This window comes from Pedobacter sp. R-06 (genome assembly GCF_049913135.1).
Classification (GTDB): Bacteria; Bacteroidota; Bacteroidia; order Sphingobacteriales; family Sphingobacteriaceae; genus Pedobacter.
In genome coordinates this window covers 6,044,321-6,060,604 of the sequence record NZ_CP183977.1, presented here as the reverse complement: position 1 = coordinate 6,060,604, position 16,284 = coordinate 6,044,321, and the positions used below count along the sequence as shown (strand labels likewise).

The 16,284-nt window shown below is 37.8% G+C and carries 16 protein-coding genes; 9 read left to right on the top strand and 7 right to left on the bottom strand.

The window, feature by feature from the left end; genetic code table 11:
• Position 1: 1 nt before the first annotated feature.
• The 4 genes from ACN9MR_RS24645 (at position 2) to ACN9MR_RS24630 (ending at position 4,304) form a co-directional block, all read left to right on the top strand.
• Positions 2-730, top strand: coding sequence for a DUF4129 domain-containing protein (locus ACN9MR_RS24645; protein ID WP_426327122.1), 729 nt, complete (start codon positions 2-4; stop codon positions 728-730).
• A complete protein-coding gene (locus ACN9MR_RS24640) occupies positions 727-1,917 on the top strand; it encodes a DUF4350 domain-containing protein (protein ID WP_426327121.1) in 1,191 nt (396 codons plus the stop codon). The genes ACN9MR_RS24645 and ACN9MR_RS24640 overlap by 4 nt, the downstream gene beginning before the upstream one ends.
• Positions 1,898-2,875 carry an AAA family ATPase gene (locus tag ACN9MR_RS24635; RefSeq protein ID WP_426327120.1) on the top strand — a complete coding sequence of 326 codons (978 nt, stop codon included), beginning with the start codon at positions 1,898-1,900 and terminating at the stop codon, positions 2,873-2,875. Before ACN9MR_RS24640 ends, ACN9MR_RS24635 begins: the two co-directional genes overlap by 20 nt.
• A gap of 82 nt (positions 2,876-2,957) precedes the next feature.
• Positions 2,958-4,304 carry a DUF58 domain-containing protein gene (locus ACN9MR_RS24630; RefSeq protein ID WP_426327119.1) on the top strand — a complete coding sequence of 449 codons (1,347 nt, stop codon included), beginning with the start codon at positions 2,958-2,960 and terminating at the stop codon, positions 4,302-4,304.
• Between the two features lie 236 nt (positions 4,305-4,540).
• Here ACN9MR_RS24630 and ACN9MR_RS24625 read toward each other — a convergent pair whose 3' ends face one another.
• The 4 genes from ACN9MR_RS24625 to ACN9MR_RS24610 form a co-directional block, all read right to left on the bottom strand.
• Positions 4,541-5,599: a nucleoid-associated protein gene (locus tag ACN9MR_RS24625; RefSeq protein WP_426327118.1), complete on the bottom strand. Its 1,059-nt coding sequence runs from the start codon at positions 5,597-5,599 to the stop codon at positions 4,541-4,543.
• Between the two features lie 87 nt (positions 5,600-5,686).
• On the bottom strand, positions 5,687-6,169 hold the full coding sequence (locus ACN9MR_RS24620; RefSeq protein ID WP_426327117.1) for a MarR family transcriptional regulator: 483 nt from the start codon (positions 6,167-6,169) through the stop codon (positions 5,687-5,689).
• Entirely contained in the window at positions 6,169-6,672 is a 504-nt protein-coding gene (locus ACN9MR_RS24615; protein WP_426327116.1) for a GNAT family N-acetyltransferase, read from the bottom strand. The genes ACN9MR_RS24620 and ACN9MR_RS24615 overlap by 1 nt, the downstream gene beginning before the upstream one ends.
• A 100-nt stretch (positions 6,673-6,772) precedes the next feature.
• Positions 6,773-7,354 (bottom strand): TlpA family protein disulfide reductase, encoded by a 582-nt coding sequence (locus tag ACN9MR_RS24610; RefSeq protein ID WP_426327115.1) that lies wholly within the window; start codon positions 7,352-7,354, stop codon positions 6,773-6,775.
• Between the two features lie 633 nt (positions 7,355-7,987).
• Between ACN9MR_RS24610 and ACN9MR_RS24605 the strand changes: the two genes are divergently transcribed.
• Entirely contained in the window at positions 7,988-10,300 is a 2,313-nt protein-coding gene (locus ACN9MR_RS24605; RefSeq protein ID WP_426327114.1) for a TonB-dependent receptor, read from the top strand.
• A 298-nt stretch (positions 10,301-10,598) separates the two neighbouring features.
• Here ACN9MR_RS24605 and ACN9MR_RS24600 read toward each other — a convergent pair whose 3' ends face one another.
• The 3 genes from ACN9MR_RS24600 to ACN9MR_RS24590 form a co-directional block, all read right to left on the bottom strand.
• Positions 10,599-11,678: an NADH:flavin oxidoreductase/NADH oxidase gene (locus tag ACN9MR_RS24600; protein ID WP_426327113.1), complete on the bottom strand. Its 1,080-nt coding sequence runs from the start codon at positions 11,676-11,678 to the stop codon at positions 10,599-10,601.
• 107 nt (positions 11,679-11,785) lie between these two features.
• Positions 11,786-12,775 carry an aldo/keto reductase gene (locus ACN9MR_RS24595; RefSeq protein ID WP_426327112.1) on the bottom strand — a complete coding sequence of 330 codons (990 nt, stop codon included), beginning with the start codon at positions 12,773-12,775 and terminating at the stop codon, positions 11,786-11,788.
• A 2-nt stretch (positions 12,776-12,777) separates the two neighbouring features.
• Positions 12,778-13,173 (bottom strand): DoxX family protein, encoded by a 396-nt coding sequence (locus tag ACN9MR_RS24590; RefSeq protein ID WP_426327111.1) that lies wholly within the window; start codon positions 13,171-13,173, stop codon positions 12,778-12,780.
• 231 nt (positions 13,174-13,404) lie between these two features.
• Here ACN9MR_RS24590 and ACN9MR_RS24585 point away from each other — a divergent pair, with 231 nt between their 5' ends.
• The 4 genes from ACN9MR_RS24585 to ACN9MR_RS24570 are packed head-to-tail and all read left to right on the top strand — an operon-like array spanning position 13,405 to position 16,269.
• On the top strand, positions 13,405-14,232 hold the full coding sequence (locus ACN9MR_RS24585; RefSeq protein WP_426327110.1) for an ATP-binding cassette domain-containing protein: 828 nt from the start codon (positions 13,405-13,407) through the stop codon (positions 14,230-14,232).
• A 3-nt stretch (positions 14,233-14,235) separates the two neighbouring features.
• Positions 14,236-15,033, top strand: a complete 798-nt coding sequence (locus tag ACN9MR_RS24580; RefSeq protein ID WP_426327109.1) for a hypothetical protein — start codon at positions 14,236-14,238, stop codon at positions 15,031-15,033.
• A complete protein-coding gene (locus ACN9MR_RS24575; protein WP_426327108.1) occupies positions 15,034-15,408 on the top strand; it encodes a GntR family transcriptional regulator in 375 nt (124 codons plus the stop codon).
• A 3-nt stretch (positions 15,409-15,411) separates the two neighbouring features.
• Positions 15,412-16,269, top strand: coding sequence for a hypothetical protein (locus ACN9MR_RS24570; protein ID WP_426327107.1), 858 nt, complete (start codon positions 15,412-15,414; stop codon positions 16,267-16,269).
• Positions 16,270-16,284 lie beyond the last annotated feature (15 nt).

The following is a 16,284-nucleotide window of genomic DNA, read 5'->3' as shown; positions in this document are numbered from 1 at the left end:
AATGCAGCGTGCACTATTCCGATATCTTCTTGTTTCTGTTTTGTTTTTTATTCCGGTAATCAACAAAGCACAGACGGCTAAACCTAAGCCTGTTACTACTATAATTAAAACAGATAGCAGTAAGATTGTGGCCTCAAAATTTGATAAAGAGGCCATAAGCAATTATAAAGAACAAAAGGAGTTTCAATACGATGAAATAGGTCAACAGCAATTATCGTTATGGGACAAATTTTGGCTATGGTTTTGGGATGTAATCGGCGAGCTGTTTCAGGGAGCGGCATCCAACATTTTTTCCAGGTATATTTTTATCGGACTTGGCGTAGCGCTGATCATATTTATTGTGGTTAAAGTTATTGGTGCAGAAAAAATCTTCACTAAAAAATCGAAAGAAACAATCCTTCCATACGATGTAATTACCGAAAACATCCATGAGATAGATTATGAACAGGAATTACAAAGATTAGTTGCCGAAAGAAAATTCCGCTTGGCAGTTAGGCTTTTGTACCTGAGGGCGCTAAAAAAATTGAGCGATGCCGAAATTATCCAATGGCAGCCCGATAAAACCAATCATAATTATTTAATGGAAATCAGTAAGCCAGAGCTGAGAAACAATTTTAGCCAGCTTACCCTACAGTTCGATTACATCTGGTATGGCGATTTCCCTATCGATGAAGTGAAATTCGACCCTATTAAGCAATCGTTTAACCAGTTTAACAACCAGATTAAATGAAAGGCTACAAATTATATCTGATTATCGGTTCCATTCTAATTCTGGGTTATTTAATTGCGCAGTATAATAAGCCTACGCCAACAAACTGGGCGCCAACATATGCCACTAAAGATAAAATCCCTTACGGAACATATATTTTATACAATAGAATCAAAGATATTTTGCCATCGGCAAATATTCAACAGTCAAAAACTGCCGTTTATACAACGCTAAAATCTAAAAAATTCTATAAAACTGCTTACATAATTGTTGCGCAAAAGACAGACATTAGTAAAACTGATCTTGAACAGCTGATAAAATATATGCAAGCTGGGAATGATGTATTTATAGCCACTTATGATTTAGGAAAAATAAGGAAGGAACTTAAGGTGCAAACTGCTACCGCAATGTCTTCCGAACGAAGTACCTTAAATTTCACCAATCCAGAACTAAAAACTGATGCAAACTATGGTTTTGAAAGAGGCATCGGCAGCCAGTATTTTAGTAAGCTTGACACGGGTAAAACCACAATACTTGGAGTAAACGCCGATAACAAACCTAATTTTATCCGCTACAGCTACGGCAAAGGCAATCTTTACCTCATTGCCGAGCCAGGTTTTTACACTAATTTTAATCTGCTGAATAAATATGGCGCAGAGTATGCCGCCAAAACCCTGAGTTATTTACACGGAAATAAGCAGCTCATTTTTGATGAATATTTTTCGGCACAAAAGAACACCACCACCGACATGCTCAGGGTATTCTTTAAGCATCCTGAACTGGAGTTTGCATACTATCTGGCAATATTTAGTCTGATAATTTTTGTCTTGTACGACATTAAGCGCAGACAAAGAATTATCCCAATCGCAGATCCGCTTACTAATTCTTCATTGGCCTTTGTTAACGTGGTTGGCAGTGTTTATTACCACGAGCGGAACAACCTCGATATAGCCTTAAAAAAGATCAATTACTTTATGGAGTACTTAAGGGCAAGGTATTATATAAAGACCAACGATATCGACAGCAAATTTGCTCAGGTGCTAATAGAGAAAACAGGCATTAACGAAGCCCTGGCCAAAACCCTCACCAAACATTTTATCCAAACGCCAACAATGGGCGACTTAAGCGATACCCAATTGATCAATTTAAACGAAAGCATAGAACAGTTTTATAAAAATACGCAAAGCAATGGAACAAGAACAGTTTAACCCACGTACCGATTTAAGCGCCTTAAATGAAGCTGTAAATCAAATCAGAAATGTACTTGGAAATATCATTATCGGCCAAAAACAGGTTATTGATTTCTTAATTGTTGGTTTGCTTGCCGATGGGCATATCTTAATTGAGGGCGTACCGGGAGTAGCCAAAACACTTAGTGCAAAACTGTTGGCAAAATCGATAGATGCACAGTTTTCGCGCGTTCAGTTCACCCCCGATTTAATGCCATCTGATGTTTTAGGAACCCCGATATTTAACACTAAAACAGGAGATTTCGAATTTAGGAAAGGCCCTATCTTTGGTAATATTATTCTGGTTGATGAGATTAACCGTGCACCGGCAAAAACCCAATCGGCCTTGTTCGAGGTGATGGAAGAACGCCAGGTAACCATTGATGGCCACACCTATACCATGGACGAACCTTTTATGGTATTGGCCACACAGAACCCGATTGAGCAGGAAGGAACATATCGCCTGCCTGAAGCACAATTGGATAGGTTTTTATTCAAGATAGAGGTTAAATACCCTTCACTAGAGGAGGAAACTGCGATTTTAATGGCTCAGCATACCTTGGTTAATAAAACATTATTAAACGAAGTAAAACCAGTATTGTCTGTTAAACAGATACAAGAGGCTAGGACAATCATCCGCAATTTGTTTGTAGAACCAAAATTATTGGAGTTTATCGCTAAAATCGTAAATGAAACCCGTAACAATTCATCACTTTATCTGGGTGCTTCGCCAAGGGCATCTTTAGCAATTGCACACAGTGCAAAAGCTTTCGCTGCTATTCAAAACCGCGATTTTGTTACACCTGAAGATATTATTGCTGTTGCAGGCCCGGTATTAGCGCACAGGATATTGTTATCACCTGAAAAAGAAATGGAAGGATTAACCACAAGCGACATTGTTAACCAGATTATTAAAAAAATTGAAGTACCAAGGTAGGTCTGTTCTCAGTCGCCAATTTTCAGCTTACAGTTGGCTACTAACAGTTAACCAGTTTAAACACTTAACCGATTAAACAACATTGAAAAAATTCTTTCAGCAATATTATAACAATCTATTCCTAAGCGATCGCTTATTTGCAGCTTTAGGCCTCTGCATTGTGCTTTTTTTGTTGAAGTTCTTTTTTGCCTGGCTGGGCGATATCCCTGAAATTGCCACTGGAGGCGTATTTGTTTTATTTTTCATTGATATTTTTATTCTATACCGAAATACCCAAGGGATTGACGCCAAAAGAATTACCTCGAAACGTTTGAGCAATGGCGATGAAAATCCGATACAAATCGAAATCAGGAATAGTTATGGTTTTGGGATAAATGCCAGGGTGATTGATGAAGTACCTTTTCAGTTTCAACTTCGGGATAAAGATTTTAAACTTCATCTAAAATCTGCCGAAGTAAAATCGATCCACTACAACCTTCGACCAACGAAACGTGGTGAATATGATTTTGGTTTTATTAGGGCGTACATCAGTTCACCTCTTGGCTTAATCAACCGCCGTTATAATTTTGATGGCGCCAAGATCCTGCCTGTTTTTCCTTCTTTTATTAATCTTGGTCAATACGAATTGATGGCCGCTTCACGCTATCTAACAGAATTCGGGATTAAAAAGATCAGGAAAGTTGGACAAAGCAGCGAATTTGACCAGATTAAAAACTATGTTGGTGGCGACGATATCCGTACCATTAACTGGAAAGCTACCGCCAGAAAAGGTGGCTTAATGGTGAATACCTATACAGATGAAAAATCGCAGAATATTTATTGCGTTATTGATAAATCGCGTGTAATGCGCATGCCTTTTGAAGGATTAAGCCTGCTCGATTATGCTATAAATGCAACCGTTGCACTTTCGAAAGTGGCCATGCTTAAAGAAGATAAAGCAGGCTTAATTACGATATCTGAAAATATCGGCGCTGTTGTACCAGCAGATCGTAAAGCTTCTCAGCTTGGCAGTATCATGAATGTGCTTTACAAAGAAAAAACGAGATACCTGGAGAGTAACCTTGAGGCACTATATTCCGCGGTACGATCAGTAGTGAAACAAAGGGGCCTTTTGGTTTTCTTTACCAATTTCGAAAGTTTATCGGCGCTACAAAGACAGTTGCCTTACTTAAAAAGAATAGCAAAATATCACCTGCTGGTTGTCGTGTTTTTCGAAAATACAGAACTAAAAGAATTAAGTACAGCACCTGCAAAAGATGTAGAAGGCATTTATCATAAAACCATTGCCGAGAAATTTATCTACGAGAAAAAATTAATGGTTAAGGAACTTAACAAGCATGGTATTTTAGCCATCCTTACCCCACCCCAAAAACTCACAGTTAATGTCATTAACCAGTATTTGGCATTAAAGGCACAACAGCGAATTTAGTCATGAGTTCTTAGTCTGTAGTCTGTCCAAAAATATACTTCATTCAAAAGCATCTTTGAGTTGCGATCTTGTTTGAAAATATTATTGTCCATTATTAAAAATAGAAAATAAAATTTAGTTTCGGTCTGTGAGGACACAGACCAAGGAATTGGCACAACAAAGGATTTAGCCCTCAGTCTTGAGTCCGTAGTTTAAAATTGACTCATGACTGAAGACTCTGGGCTTAGGACTAACCCCTACTCCTCTTCCCTAAAATACACCTTGTAAAAGTTCATCGATTTATCATCGTCGTAACCTTTTTCGATCATGTCTTTATTGCCATGAATATAGATGTGGAAGTTCTTATCCAGCTTTAATACGCTTTTGTAGGCACGGGCCTGTTTTTTAACTGCAGATTCGGCGATTTCAAAGTTATCAGCAATCGGACTTTCAAACTCCTGCTCGTAATTCTTCTTATAGTTTTTGAATGATTCAATCCCTTCGGCATTACCAATTACTTCATTACCGAATTCCTCAATATCAAAGGTTTCTTTTTCTTTGAAATACTTCATCGAGCGGTTTAGGAGATCGATTTTGTCCGCTTTGCTGATTTCGTAATCATCATCAAGTTTCTGCGTAACGAAGTTTTTGTAAACCCCTAAAACATTATTGGTTTGGTTATAACTGTCGTTCCTGATTTTCAGCTTCAAAAATTCATCTTTCCAGTAAACAGCAGAATCGTTGCTACTTTTCGATTGATCCAACACCACAACTTTGTAACCTTCTTCTTTATCAACATTAAAGATCAGGCAGCCTTTATCCAATTTATTAATACTGATGGCTTCTTGCTCGTAACTTACATTAAAACCATCCTGCTCAGGGTAAACTTTTAGGTAAGTATCTTTTGTTTCGGATTTAAAAATGCCAACCACATCCAATTGCTCGCCTTCTATCTGCACCTTTTCAAAATAAGCGACATACAGCTCGCCAGATTTAATTTTTGGGTGGTTAGCTACATCGTACAAATGTTTGGCAAGCTGCTGCGAATCTTCGTGAAAAAGTTCGTTGTTTTCGAAAATTTCATGAACGAAATGGAATACTTCGTTCAATTCTAAATTATCGTTGGGGTGATAAAACCGGTAGACTTCATTTACCTTTTCGAAAGGTTTTAAGAAATACTGCATTAGCAGGTTTCCCAATACTTCATCATCAATTTTTAAAGGCGCATCAGATAATTTATAATACTCTTCAAGCAATTTATTGCCTGTATGGTGGATGGAAAGTTGCTTAAGTGAAGCCTCGAAAAATGAAATCATGGGGGCAAAAATAGTAAAATCATTGGTTAACCTTCTCGGTCATTCAATCATTTTCCCATTCCATCACCCAGTCATTCTATCCTTCACTCATTTCTTAATATAAGCCTCTGCTCTTTCTAAAAAGCTTTTTTCCTTTAACGATGCCTCTACCTCATTTATAGCTTTCATTAAGTTGTTTTGAGTGTTTGTAATTTCTGCTGTAGCTTTAATAATTACGTCCCAAACAGGCTCCATAGTAGAAAGAAGTGCTGTACCCTTTTCTGTGAGTTCGACCAAACGTTTACGGGTATCTACTTTATCTTTTTTAGAACGGATCAGTTTCTCCTTCTCCAACTCTTTTAACAAACTGATGGTAGAAGGATGTGCATAACCAATTTCATCTGACAGCGAAACCACATTCATGGTCGATTTTTTATATAAAGTATAAAGCACAGGGAACCATTTGGGTTGAAAATCAATTCCAAATGCCTTATAAATTAACAAGCCATCTTTACGGATCTGGTCGCTGAGCCTTTGCAAACGGGTAGAAATGGCTAATAAACCAGAAGCATCAATTACATTTTGTTCCATTAAACAGATTTTAAATCCAGGCCATAAAACACATTATCGACAGCCATGCGAGGAAAATGAGCTGGCAAATCTTTCATTGCTACTTGCTTAAATCCGTTACGTTCGTAGAAGCGACACGCGGCCTGCAATATGTCTTTGGTACCCAAATATACCTCATCCAGGTTATTATTTGCACAGTAGGCTAAAAGCGTTTTCAATAAAGCTTGCGCAACCCCCAAATCTTTCCCGCGGAATTCTTTTTTAACAAACATTTTTCTGATTGCCCCAGATTGATGCTCAGGTGCGGCAATTAAAGCAATAGTTCCTATCAATTCACCATTTAATTTTGCACCCCAGAATCCGCCACCAGAACCATCGTAATTTTTTTCTATATCCAACAAATCTGGCTGTGCTGCCAAATCGATATCTACATTAAATTCTATTTGTTGGATGGGCAGAATTAACCCAATAATCGCATCACAGAATTGATTATCTAACCGTTCAATTTCAAAGTCGTTTCGCATCGTTAAATATTATTCAACAAATATATGTAGTCAACTACATATATTGCAAATAAAAATATCATTTGAACCTCAAATTTTAGGATGATCAGGAATGTCTTGGTTATTGAAAGTTATTTGCGTTCTTTAATTTATTGAGAAAGTCTAGAATCTTTTTATCCGCATAATTGGCCACACCTTCATGCCTGAAAGACAATCTGCCCTGTTTATCAAAAATAACAGTTGTTGGTAAAGCGCCAGCAAATATCTGTTCTGGAATATTACGCTCTGCTTTATAAATAGGCATTGCATATTTACGGTCGGCCATAAACTTGCCTGATTTGGCAAAATCGCCATCGGCATCGGCAAAAATGAAAACGATATTTTTATCGTTTTTAAACTGACTGTATAATTTGTTGATCGAAGGCATTTCTGCTCTACATGGCGGACACCAGGTTGCCCAAAAATTAAGAAAAATAACTTTTCCTTTTAGATCGCCCAGATCAATCACATTTCCTTTTATATCCTTAAACTGGATTCCGTTAAGGCTCGTTGTGATCTCTTTTGGGTTTTCAACTTTTGGCGAATAAAAACCGATTTCCATTAAGCCTTTAATTAAAAATGCTTTTGCATCAGGGACCAAAACAATTATCAAAAGGATAATGATAAATAATGCGTTGAATATATTTTTCCTGATAAATTTCATTAGCTACCCGCTTTTCTTATGTAAATAATAACGAGAATAGATTCACAATTGATATTGCAATGATTTATTAGAAGGTTTATACCATTCTTATCTTAAACCATTGATTAAATCGCACGTCATAACAGTATAAATACAATGTTACTTTGTAAATATATATAATTGCTGAGGAATTACTACTTTTGGCCTGTTGAAAAAGCATAGACAAAACATTAAGAAATATTTATCAGCATTTATGCTGATCGTATTTGCTATTGCTTTAACTCCCTGGAGTGTACTTCACCACCATAACCCTCTTCCTATTATACAGAAAGAGGTCAACTGTAAACATGTTAGCCACGTGCAGGCCCATGGCGATACCTGTTTAATCTGTAATGCGAGTTTTGAAAAAAATTATGTGCAGACGCATCACATTTACAGAATCTTCTTATCAGCCAAAATTTTTAGCCAAACCGAACCGACCTTAAAGAATGCCTTTACCGAAATAAAGCGCACTTGCTTACGAGGTCCTCCTTTAGCATAATTTTTTCTTTTCAAGCGCATCCGTGCTTAATCAAATTATTTATATGAGAAACTAAAACTAGCTTCATTACGCTATTGCTTTGGTTTTTCTATCATTTTTATTTACTACAACACATGAAAAAATTACAGCTTATTGGCTTAGTAATTCTATATACATTATTAAGCAGCACCGTTTTTGCTGCCGCTTTAAAGAATATAACAGGTAAGGTTATTGATGCCAGCACCAAACAAACGCTGCCAGGTGCAACCATTTTTATCCCTGATTTAAAAGTTTCGGCAGTAACCAACAATGACGGAGAATTTACGTTGAATAACCTTCCTTCAAAAGGAAGTTACCTGGTTGAGGTACATTATGTAGGCTATAAAACCGCTACGCAAGTGGTAAACTTTGCCAGCGCAGCTGGATTAGCGTTTTCTTTACAACCTACTGCAATAGAAACAAAAGAGATTGTAATCACCGGAAGCTTGATCAGCAGTACCAGCAAAAGAAATAGTGCTTCTTCTGCAGTAATTGGCAAGGATCAGCTTTTGCAGCCTTCTACCAATTTAATTGATGCATTGACCAAAATACCAGGGGTATCGCAGATCACAACCGGACCATCTATCTCTAAACCGGTAATCAGAGGTTTAGGCTACAATAGAATTGTCACTTTAGATGATGGGATAAAACAGCAAGGCCAGCAATGGGGCGATGAGCACGGTATTGAAATCGATCAGTTTAAATCAGACCGCGTTGAAGTTTTACGTGGCGCAGCATCGTTAATGTACGGTTCTGATGCACTCGGCGGTGTAATTAACCTATTAGAGCCAAGTACTGTACCGGAAGGGCAGATTAAAGGTGAATTTATTACCAATTATTCTACAAACAATGGCCTTACCGCTAACTCGTTAATGTTAAATGGCAACGAAAACGGGTTTGTTTGGAGGGCCCGTGGAACGTATAAAAATGCTTATTCTTTTAAAACACCAACAGGTTACTTTCCTAATTCGGGCTTTAATGAAACCGATTTAAGTGGCATGGTAGGTTTAAATAAAAGCTGGGGTTATACCCACTTAAATGTTTCGAACTTTCATAACAATATTGGTTTTTATGAGCCGACTTTAGATGACAATGGAAATTTTGTAAAAGAAGATGGTAGTGCTTTTACCAAAGATGATTATAAAAACCGTACTTTAGAATACCCTCGCCAGGATATCCGACACTTTAAAATCGCCTTAAATAACAATTTCATTATCGGTAACGGTAATTTGAAAGCTGATTTTGGCTATCAACAAAACCAACGCCGTGAGTTAGATGGACCAGATCCTGCCCTATTTTTCGATCTTAAAACCTACAATGCAGACCTAAAATACTATATGCACGAAACCAATGGATGGCAGCCTGTTTTTGGTGTAAGTGTAGATGATGCACATAGCCAAAATAAAGGAACAGAATTTTTAATCCCAGCATATGATACTTTTGGTGTAGGCGCTTTTGCTTATGCGAAGAAAAACTGGGAAAATAGCACCTTTAGTATTGGTGCCCGTTACGATTTTAGAAAAAATAACGGCAAACAGTTGTTTGATGATGGAGAAGAGCTTTTTGCACCTTTCAAAAATAAGTTTTCCAATGTAAGCGGTGCATTGGGTTTTACCCATCAGTTTAATGATGAGCTGAATTTTAAAGCCAATGCAGGTTCCGCATTCCGTGCGCCAAACCCAGCAGAGCTAGGCTCGAACGGTGTACACGAAGGTACATTTAGATATGAAATCGGTAACTCCGGCTTAAGTCCTGAGCGCAGTTACCAGGTAGATGCGGCGTTGGAATATGAAGGAAAAATTGTAAGTGCAAGTGCAAGTGTTTATAACAACTACATCCACAATTATATTTATGCTTCCAACAATGGCGAACAAAGAGTAGCTGACGGTACACTTTATGATGTTTACCGTTACGGACAGGTAAACGCGAATCTTTACGGTGCTGAAGCAAGCTTAACCATCCACCCTGTTCCGTTTATCCACTTCGAGAATACCTTTGGATACGTTCATGCGCAGAATAACACTTTAAACAGGCCGCTTTCATTTATTCCTGCAGGAACTTTGAGAAACGAGCTGCGTTTCGAGCCTAAACTTAAAGGAACAAATGATGCCTACCTATCTGTGGGTATCAATTCTGCATTTAAACAAACGCGTGTAGATGATGTTTTCGAAACGCCAACCAGTGGTTATACACTATTAAACGCAGGTATTGGTGCTACATTTAATTTAGGCAAACAGCCAATCAAACTATCTGTTTCGGCCAACAACTTGTTAGATCAGAAATATTATGATGCTTTAAGTAGATTTAAACCAGGCCGTTTTGATCAGGAGAATCCTAATTTAGGTGTTTACAATACCGGTAGAAATATCACTTTCGGATTGTATGTTCCTTTTACGCTGGTAAAATAACAAACAAATCCGTCATTGCTCAAGCACGAAGCAGGCTAATAAAGGCATATGCTAAATAGATTTGCTTTGTGCTTTGCATTTAATACCATATTATTTGTTTGGAAAGCAATGACAGTAGCATTTAGGATGGCTCCGGTCCCGCTAATGTTCCTGCCCCGATAGAAAAAATCGGGGGCATCCACTTATATCGGGTTTAGGTGGATTGGATTGAGGTACTATGTGCCAGCCACATCATAATTAATTTAAAATGGAAAAAGCCGACAAATGCCGGCTTTTTCCATTTTTTGGAAACCTATGATCATTTTTTAAACGTTTCTCTTTTAGCCCTAACGTATTGGTTTGGCCATTCGGTATCGTCGCCAAGCACTTGTGCCGCATGTGTAGGGAAATAAGCATCACGTAACGATTCGCGTGCAATAAAAATCAAATCGGCTTTGCCCTGTTCTAAAATTTCTTCCGCCTGCTGCGCCTCTACAATCACGCCTACTGCACCTGTATAAATGCCAATTTCATTTCTGATCTTATCAGCAAAAGGAACCTGGTAATTTGGGCCTGCAGGGATAAATGCATCAGGAACATTACCACCTGATGAGGTATCGATTAAATCTACACCGCGATCTTTTAACACCGCAGCCAATTGTAGCGAGTCATTCTCATTCCAGCCACCTTCCGTCCAATCCGTTGCAGAAATGCGAACAAATAAAGGCAGGTTTTCTGGCCATACCGATTGTACGGCTTCAACCACATCGATCACTAAACGAATACGGTTTTCGAAACTTCCGCCGTAAACATCTGTACGTTTATTGCTCAATGGACTAAAAAACTGATGCAACAAATAACCATGTGCAGCATGTATTTCTACAACTTTATAGCCTGCAGCCAATGCACGTTTAGCAGCCGCCCTGAAAGCAAAAACAATATCCTGAATTTCTGAAATCGTTAATTCATGTGGTTCAACCTGTCCTGGCTTAAAAGAAATTGGAGATGGTGCAACTGGTTTCCAGCTATTTTCACCTGCTGCTAGCTGCTCACCGCCATTCCAAGGCACCTCACAACTGGCTTTTCTACCTGCATGTGCCAATTGGATGCCTGCAATTGCTCCATTATCATGGATAAACGAAACAATCTGTTTTAATTTAGCTACATGTTCATCTTTCCAGATGCCCAAATCGGCATAGGTAATTCTTCCATCTGCAGTTACTGCAGAAGCTTCCTGGATAATTAAACCCACACCACCAACAGCACGGCTTCCTAAATGCACCAAATGCCAATCGGTGGCAAAACCATCAATAGCCGAATACTGGCACATCGGGGAGATGACAATTCTATTTTTTAAGGTTACATCCTTTATGGTAAAAGGAGAAAATAATTTAGACATATCTTGTTTAATTTAACCGCAAAGGACGCAAAGCTTTTTCGCAACGAAATCGAAGACCTTAACCTCTTTGTTCTTTGCGTATTCCTTCTTTTCTTTGCAGTTGAAGTTTAAAAGCCAGCGTTCTTTAATGCTGTATTAATAAACTGAATTTCTTCAGCGTTTAATTTTACGTTTATAGCTTCTGCATTTTGTACAGCTTGCTTTTCATTCCTTGCGCCAGCCAAAGCAATGGTAATGCCTGGGCGTTCAACCGTCCAATGCAAAACCAATTGAGATAGGGTAGCATTTTTCTCGTCGGCCAATGGCTTTATTTCAGCCAAAAATGCATTTGTTTTTTCGATACTTTCCGGTGAGAAAAATTTATTCCCCTTACGGTGATCACCTTCCTCAAACTTATAATCGGCGGTCATTTTTCCGGTTAACAAACCGCGTTCCATCGGGCTATAAGCCAGAACCGATTTATTTTTTTCGATGCAATATGGCACAGTTTCCTCCTCAATACCGCGGTTTACCATGCTAAATGGAACCTGGTTAGAAATAATTTCTAGCGTTTGATCTGCCTCTTTTAATTGTGCTATATTATAATTGCATACGCCGGCATAACGCACTTTACCCTGTTCAATTAACCTGGTCACCGCTTCGAAAGTTTCGCTGATCGGCGTGGTTATATCTGGCCAGTGGATCTGGTAAAGGTCGATATAATCGGTACCGAGGCGTTTTAAGGATTGTTCACATTCATAAATCACACTTTCTTTTCCAGCATATTTATAAATATCAATCTCTTTTCCGTCGTTATTTTTACTCTTAAAGCCGAAATCGCCTTTGGCCAGATCCCAACGCATCCCGAATTTGGTTACGAGTTGTAACTTATCGCGAGAGATGCCTTTTATCGCATCGCCCACAATTTCTTCGCTATCGCCCTGACCGTAAATTGGAGCGGTATCGATTGATGTAACCCCTAAATCGTAACCTGCTTTTATTGCATCAATCGCATCGTTTCTATCTGTGCTTCCCCACATCCATCCGCCGGCTGCCCAGGCACCAAAAGTGATTACTGAAAGTTCTAAATCTGAATTTCCAATTTTTCTGTATTCCATAATTATTTTTTAATGATTTTATCAACCGCATAACTGTTATGTGGCAAGTAAGCGAGTAGTACCGATAAAAATGCCACATGGACGAGTTGAGAAGGCAGTGCCTCCCAATTCTCAATTACTGTTGTTCCGAAAATAAGCGCTAAAGAAATTACTCCCGCAAATAATAATCCTTGCCTTGTAAACAATCCCAATATAATCATTAGCCCTGCTATAAATTCGGCAAATGGCAAAATATAACTGAAGGGGATAACCAATGCATCCGGTAAAAACGATTTAGAAAATTGCCCTACCATCCAATGGCTAAAACCTGAAAGTTTTGGTAAGCGTACCAAACCATGTCCGAAAGAACTTAAACCAATTGCTAAGCGGCCAAGTAAATATGCCCATTTTGTATCCATACTATATCGATATACTACAAACATACAATCTCCACATTAAGGATGTTTTAATGCAACAATTATTAGACTGATATTTTACCTTTCCGTGGCGTAGACGAGGGCGGAATGCGCGGAGTGATGGGCGTGAAAACGCTAACCCCTATTCGCTTACCGCTAAACTTTTTTCAAAATAATTTGGAGATTATCAAACAACATCATACATTAGTGTATTATTTAACTAATACAGTAGATATGATCAACATTAACAATCTTAATTTTGGCTACAGCAAGCATAAGCCATTATTTAAAAATATGAGCATGCGGTTAAGCAATGGTCATATTTACGGTTTGCTTGGGAAAAATGGGGCCGGTAAATCGACCTTATTAAAAAATCTCGCCGGTTTGGTATATGCACAAAGCGGCACATTGGATGTAATGGGCTTTAACCCTGCCAAAAGACAGCCTGCACTATTAGAACAGATCTGTTTTATACCTGAAGAGTTTTATTTGCCTTCTGTAAAAATAGATGCCTATTTAAAAGCAAACGCTCCATTTTACAAAAATTTCGATCATGATTATTTTACAGATCTGATTAAGGAATTTGATATTCCTGTTGAACAGAAACTCATTAACATGAGTTATGGCCAGAAGAAAAAAGTAATTATCGCCTTTGGCCTGGCTACACAGGCGAAACTGGTGATTATGGATGAGCCTACTAACGGCTTAGACATTCCATCTAAAGCGCAGTTTAGAAAAATTATGGCTTCTGCGATGACGGATGAACGCTGCATCATCATCTCTACCCACCAGGTTAGAGATTTGGACAACCTGATCGACACTGTAATCATGCTTGACGAAAATGATGTTGCGCTTAAAGCTACGGTAGAAGAAATTACAGCAAAGTTAACCTTCAAGAAAGTTAAAGAAATCGATGATAGTATTATTTATGCGGAGCCTTCACTTTCAGGCTATAACGCCGTCATGCCGAACTACCATCAGGAAGAAAGCAAATTAGACATGGAACTTCTTTTTAACGCCATACTTGCAGAAAAAATCAAATTTAAACCTTTATTCAGTTAAGCGATGAACAACACATTTAATATTAATCGATTTGGCTTATTGCTTAAAAGACAATGGTTAGATTTTGGGAAAATTTACCTGATCAGTTTTGGCGTATTGATTGGAATTTTGGCTCTATTTTATAGCATCAGTTTAACAGATAATAGTTTAAAAAACCTATCATCTAACACACTAAATTTTAGATATCCCTTATTTCTAATTACGGGTTTTCTCTTTGCCAGTATTATCGCGAACAGTTATTTTATGCACTTAGGGCAAAACCCCAAAGCAGTTATCAACATTCTAATCCCGGCATCTAGTACTGAAAAATTCTTAAGTGCTATATTCTACACAGTCATTATTGCAATTCCAAGTTACTTGTTGTGCTTTTACGTTATTGATCTTGCCTTTGTTTCTTCAGTAAGGACGACACATACACTAATAACAAGCTACAATGATTACCAGGGCAAAAAAGTAGTTATAGATAATTTAGCTTATTTTTTTTCAACCGAAACCGTTAGAGATTTTTATCCATTTTATTATGTGCCCCTATTAATTAATGGTGTTTTCCTGTTGGGCTCTATATTTTTCAAGAGCTTTCATTATGTTAAAACAGCAATTTCGTTGATGGCATTTGGGGTACTTTGGGTTGCTTCTACAATTTTTGTAATGAAAGAACTGACCAACAATACCGTTTGGGTTGGAAACCACTACTGGCAAGACGAAAAAAATATTGTTTTCTTAATGAGTTTAATTGGCATATTATTAACACTGGCATTCTGGTTCATCTCATTCATACGTTTAAAAGAAAAGGAGGCCTAAATGGAATTTAATAACAACAAGGCAATTTACCTACAGATAGCTGAATATGTTTGCGAACAGATACTATTGGGTAAATGGAAAACAGAAGAAAAAATCCCGTCGGTAAGGGAAATGGCAGTAGAACTGGAAGTAAACCCAAACACGGTGATGCGCACTTATGAGTTGTTGCAAAACAAAAATATCCTTAACAACAAAAGGGGAATTGGCTTTTTCCTGGCTGATGATACCATCGATCAGGTAAAACAATACCGGAAAACAAGTTTCGTCGAAGATGAACTGCCAAACTTATTTAGAAACCTCTATCTATTGGAAATTGATTTCGATGAGCTAAAATCCCGCTACCAAACTTTTGTATCACAAAACTTTAACGCCTAAAAAATGAAAACAAGCAGTAAACTTTTAATAGGGTTAGCACTTACCCTTCTTATTGTTCCCTTAACAGTAATGATTTTGATTGCCAGAGCAAACCGCATCGACAATAAAACCTATGATAAAATGTTAATGGGAGCCGAGACAACAGATGGTGCAGCAGATCGGTATATCAAAAAATATCCTGTTCAGGCATTTCAAAATGTGGTAATTAATGGCTCAGAATCATCTTATCTAAATGTAAAAATAATTGCCAATGATAAGTTTTTGTTTAAAGCAACAAACGATATTGCTCCTTACATTGGTTATAAGGTAGATAAAGAAGGGAAACTTCATATATCCTTAAAAGCAGAACGTAATTACCAGCATGGAACACTGCTGATTTTTTCGCCAAACTTGAAAGGAATTACTTTTAACAATGTATCTATTGAAGCATTATCGGCTAATACTGATAGCTTAAATGTAGAGATCACAAGAGGTATAAACTTCAGGTTTGGTGAGGGTATGAAAGTCAAAAATTTGAGTTTGACCAAGAAAACTACATATGATCCACAATATGTTGTGATACCTGACATAACCATCGAAGACGCAAAAATTGAAAACCTTCGCGTCGACATCAATTCAGGGTTCTTAACCATAAATAACACGCCGCTCCGAAACGTTGATCTAAAATTGAAGTATGCCCAAGCTGAAATTAAAAATGAAGAAAATAAGAACATAGGCCCAATAGAAACACTCTCGCTAAATAGCGTTGGTAAGAATGATGTGAATTTTCAGCATATCAAAATTAATGCTGCGAAAGGAAATCTTTCCGATGAAACGACCATTCAGATCCCTACTGTTAACTTAAAGCAATTGATCAAATAGCATTTAATGCAGTCA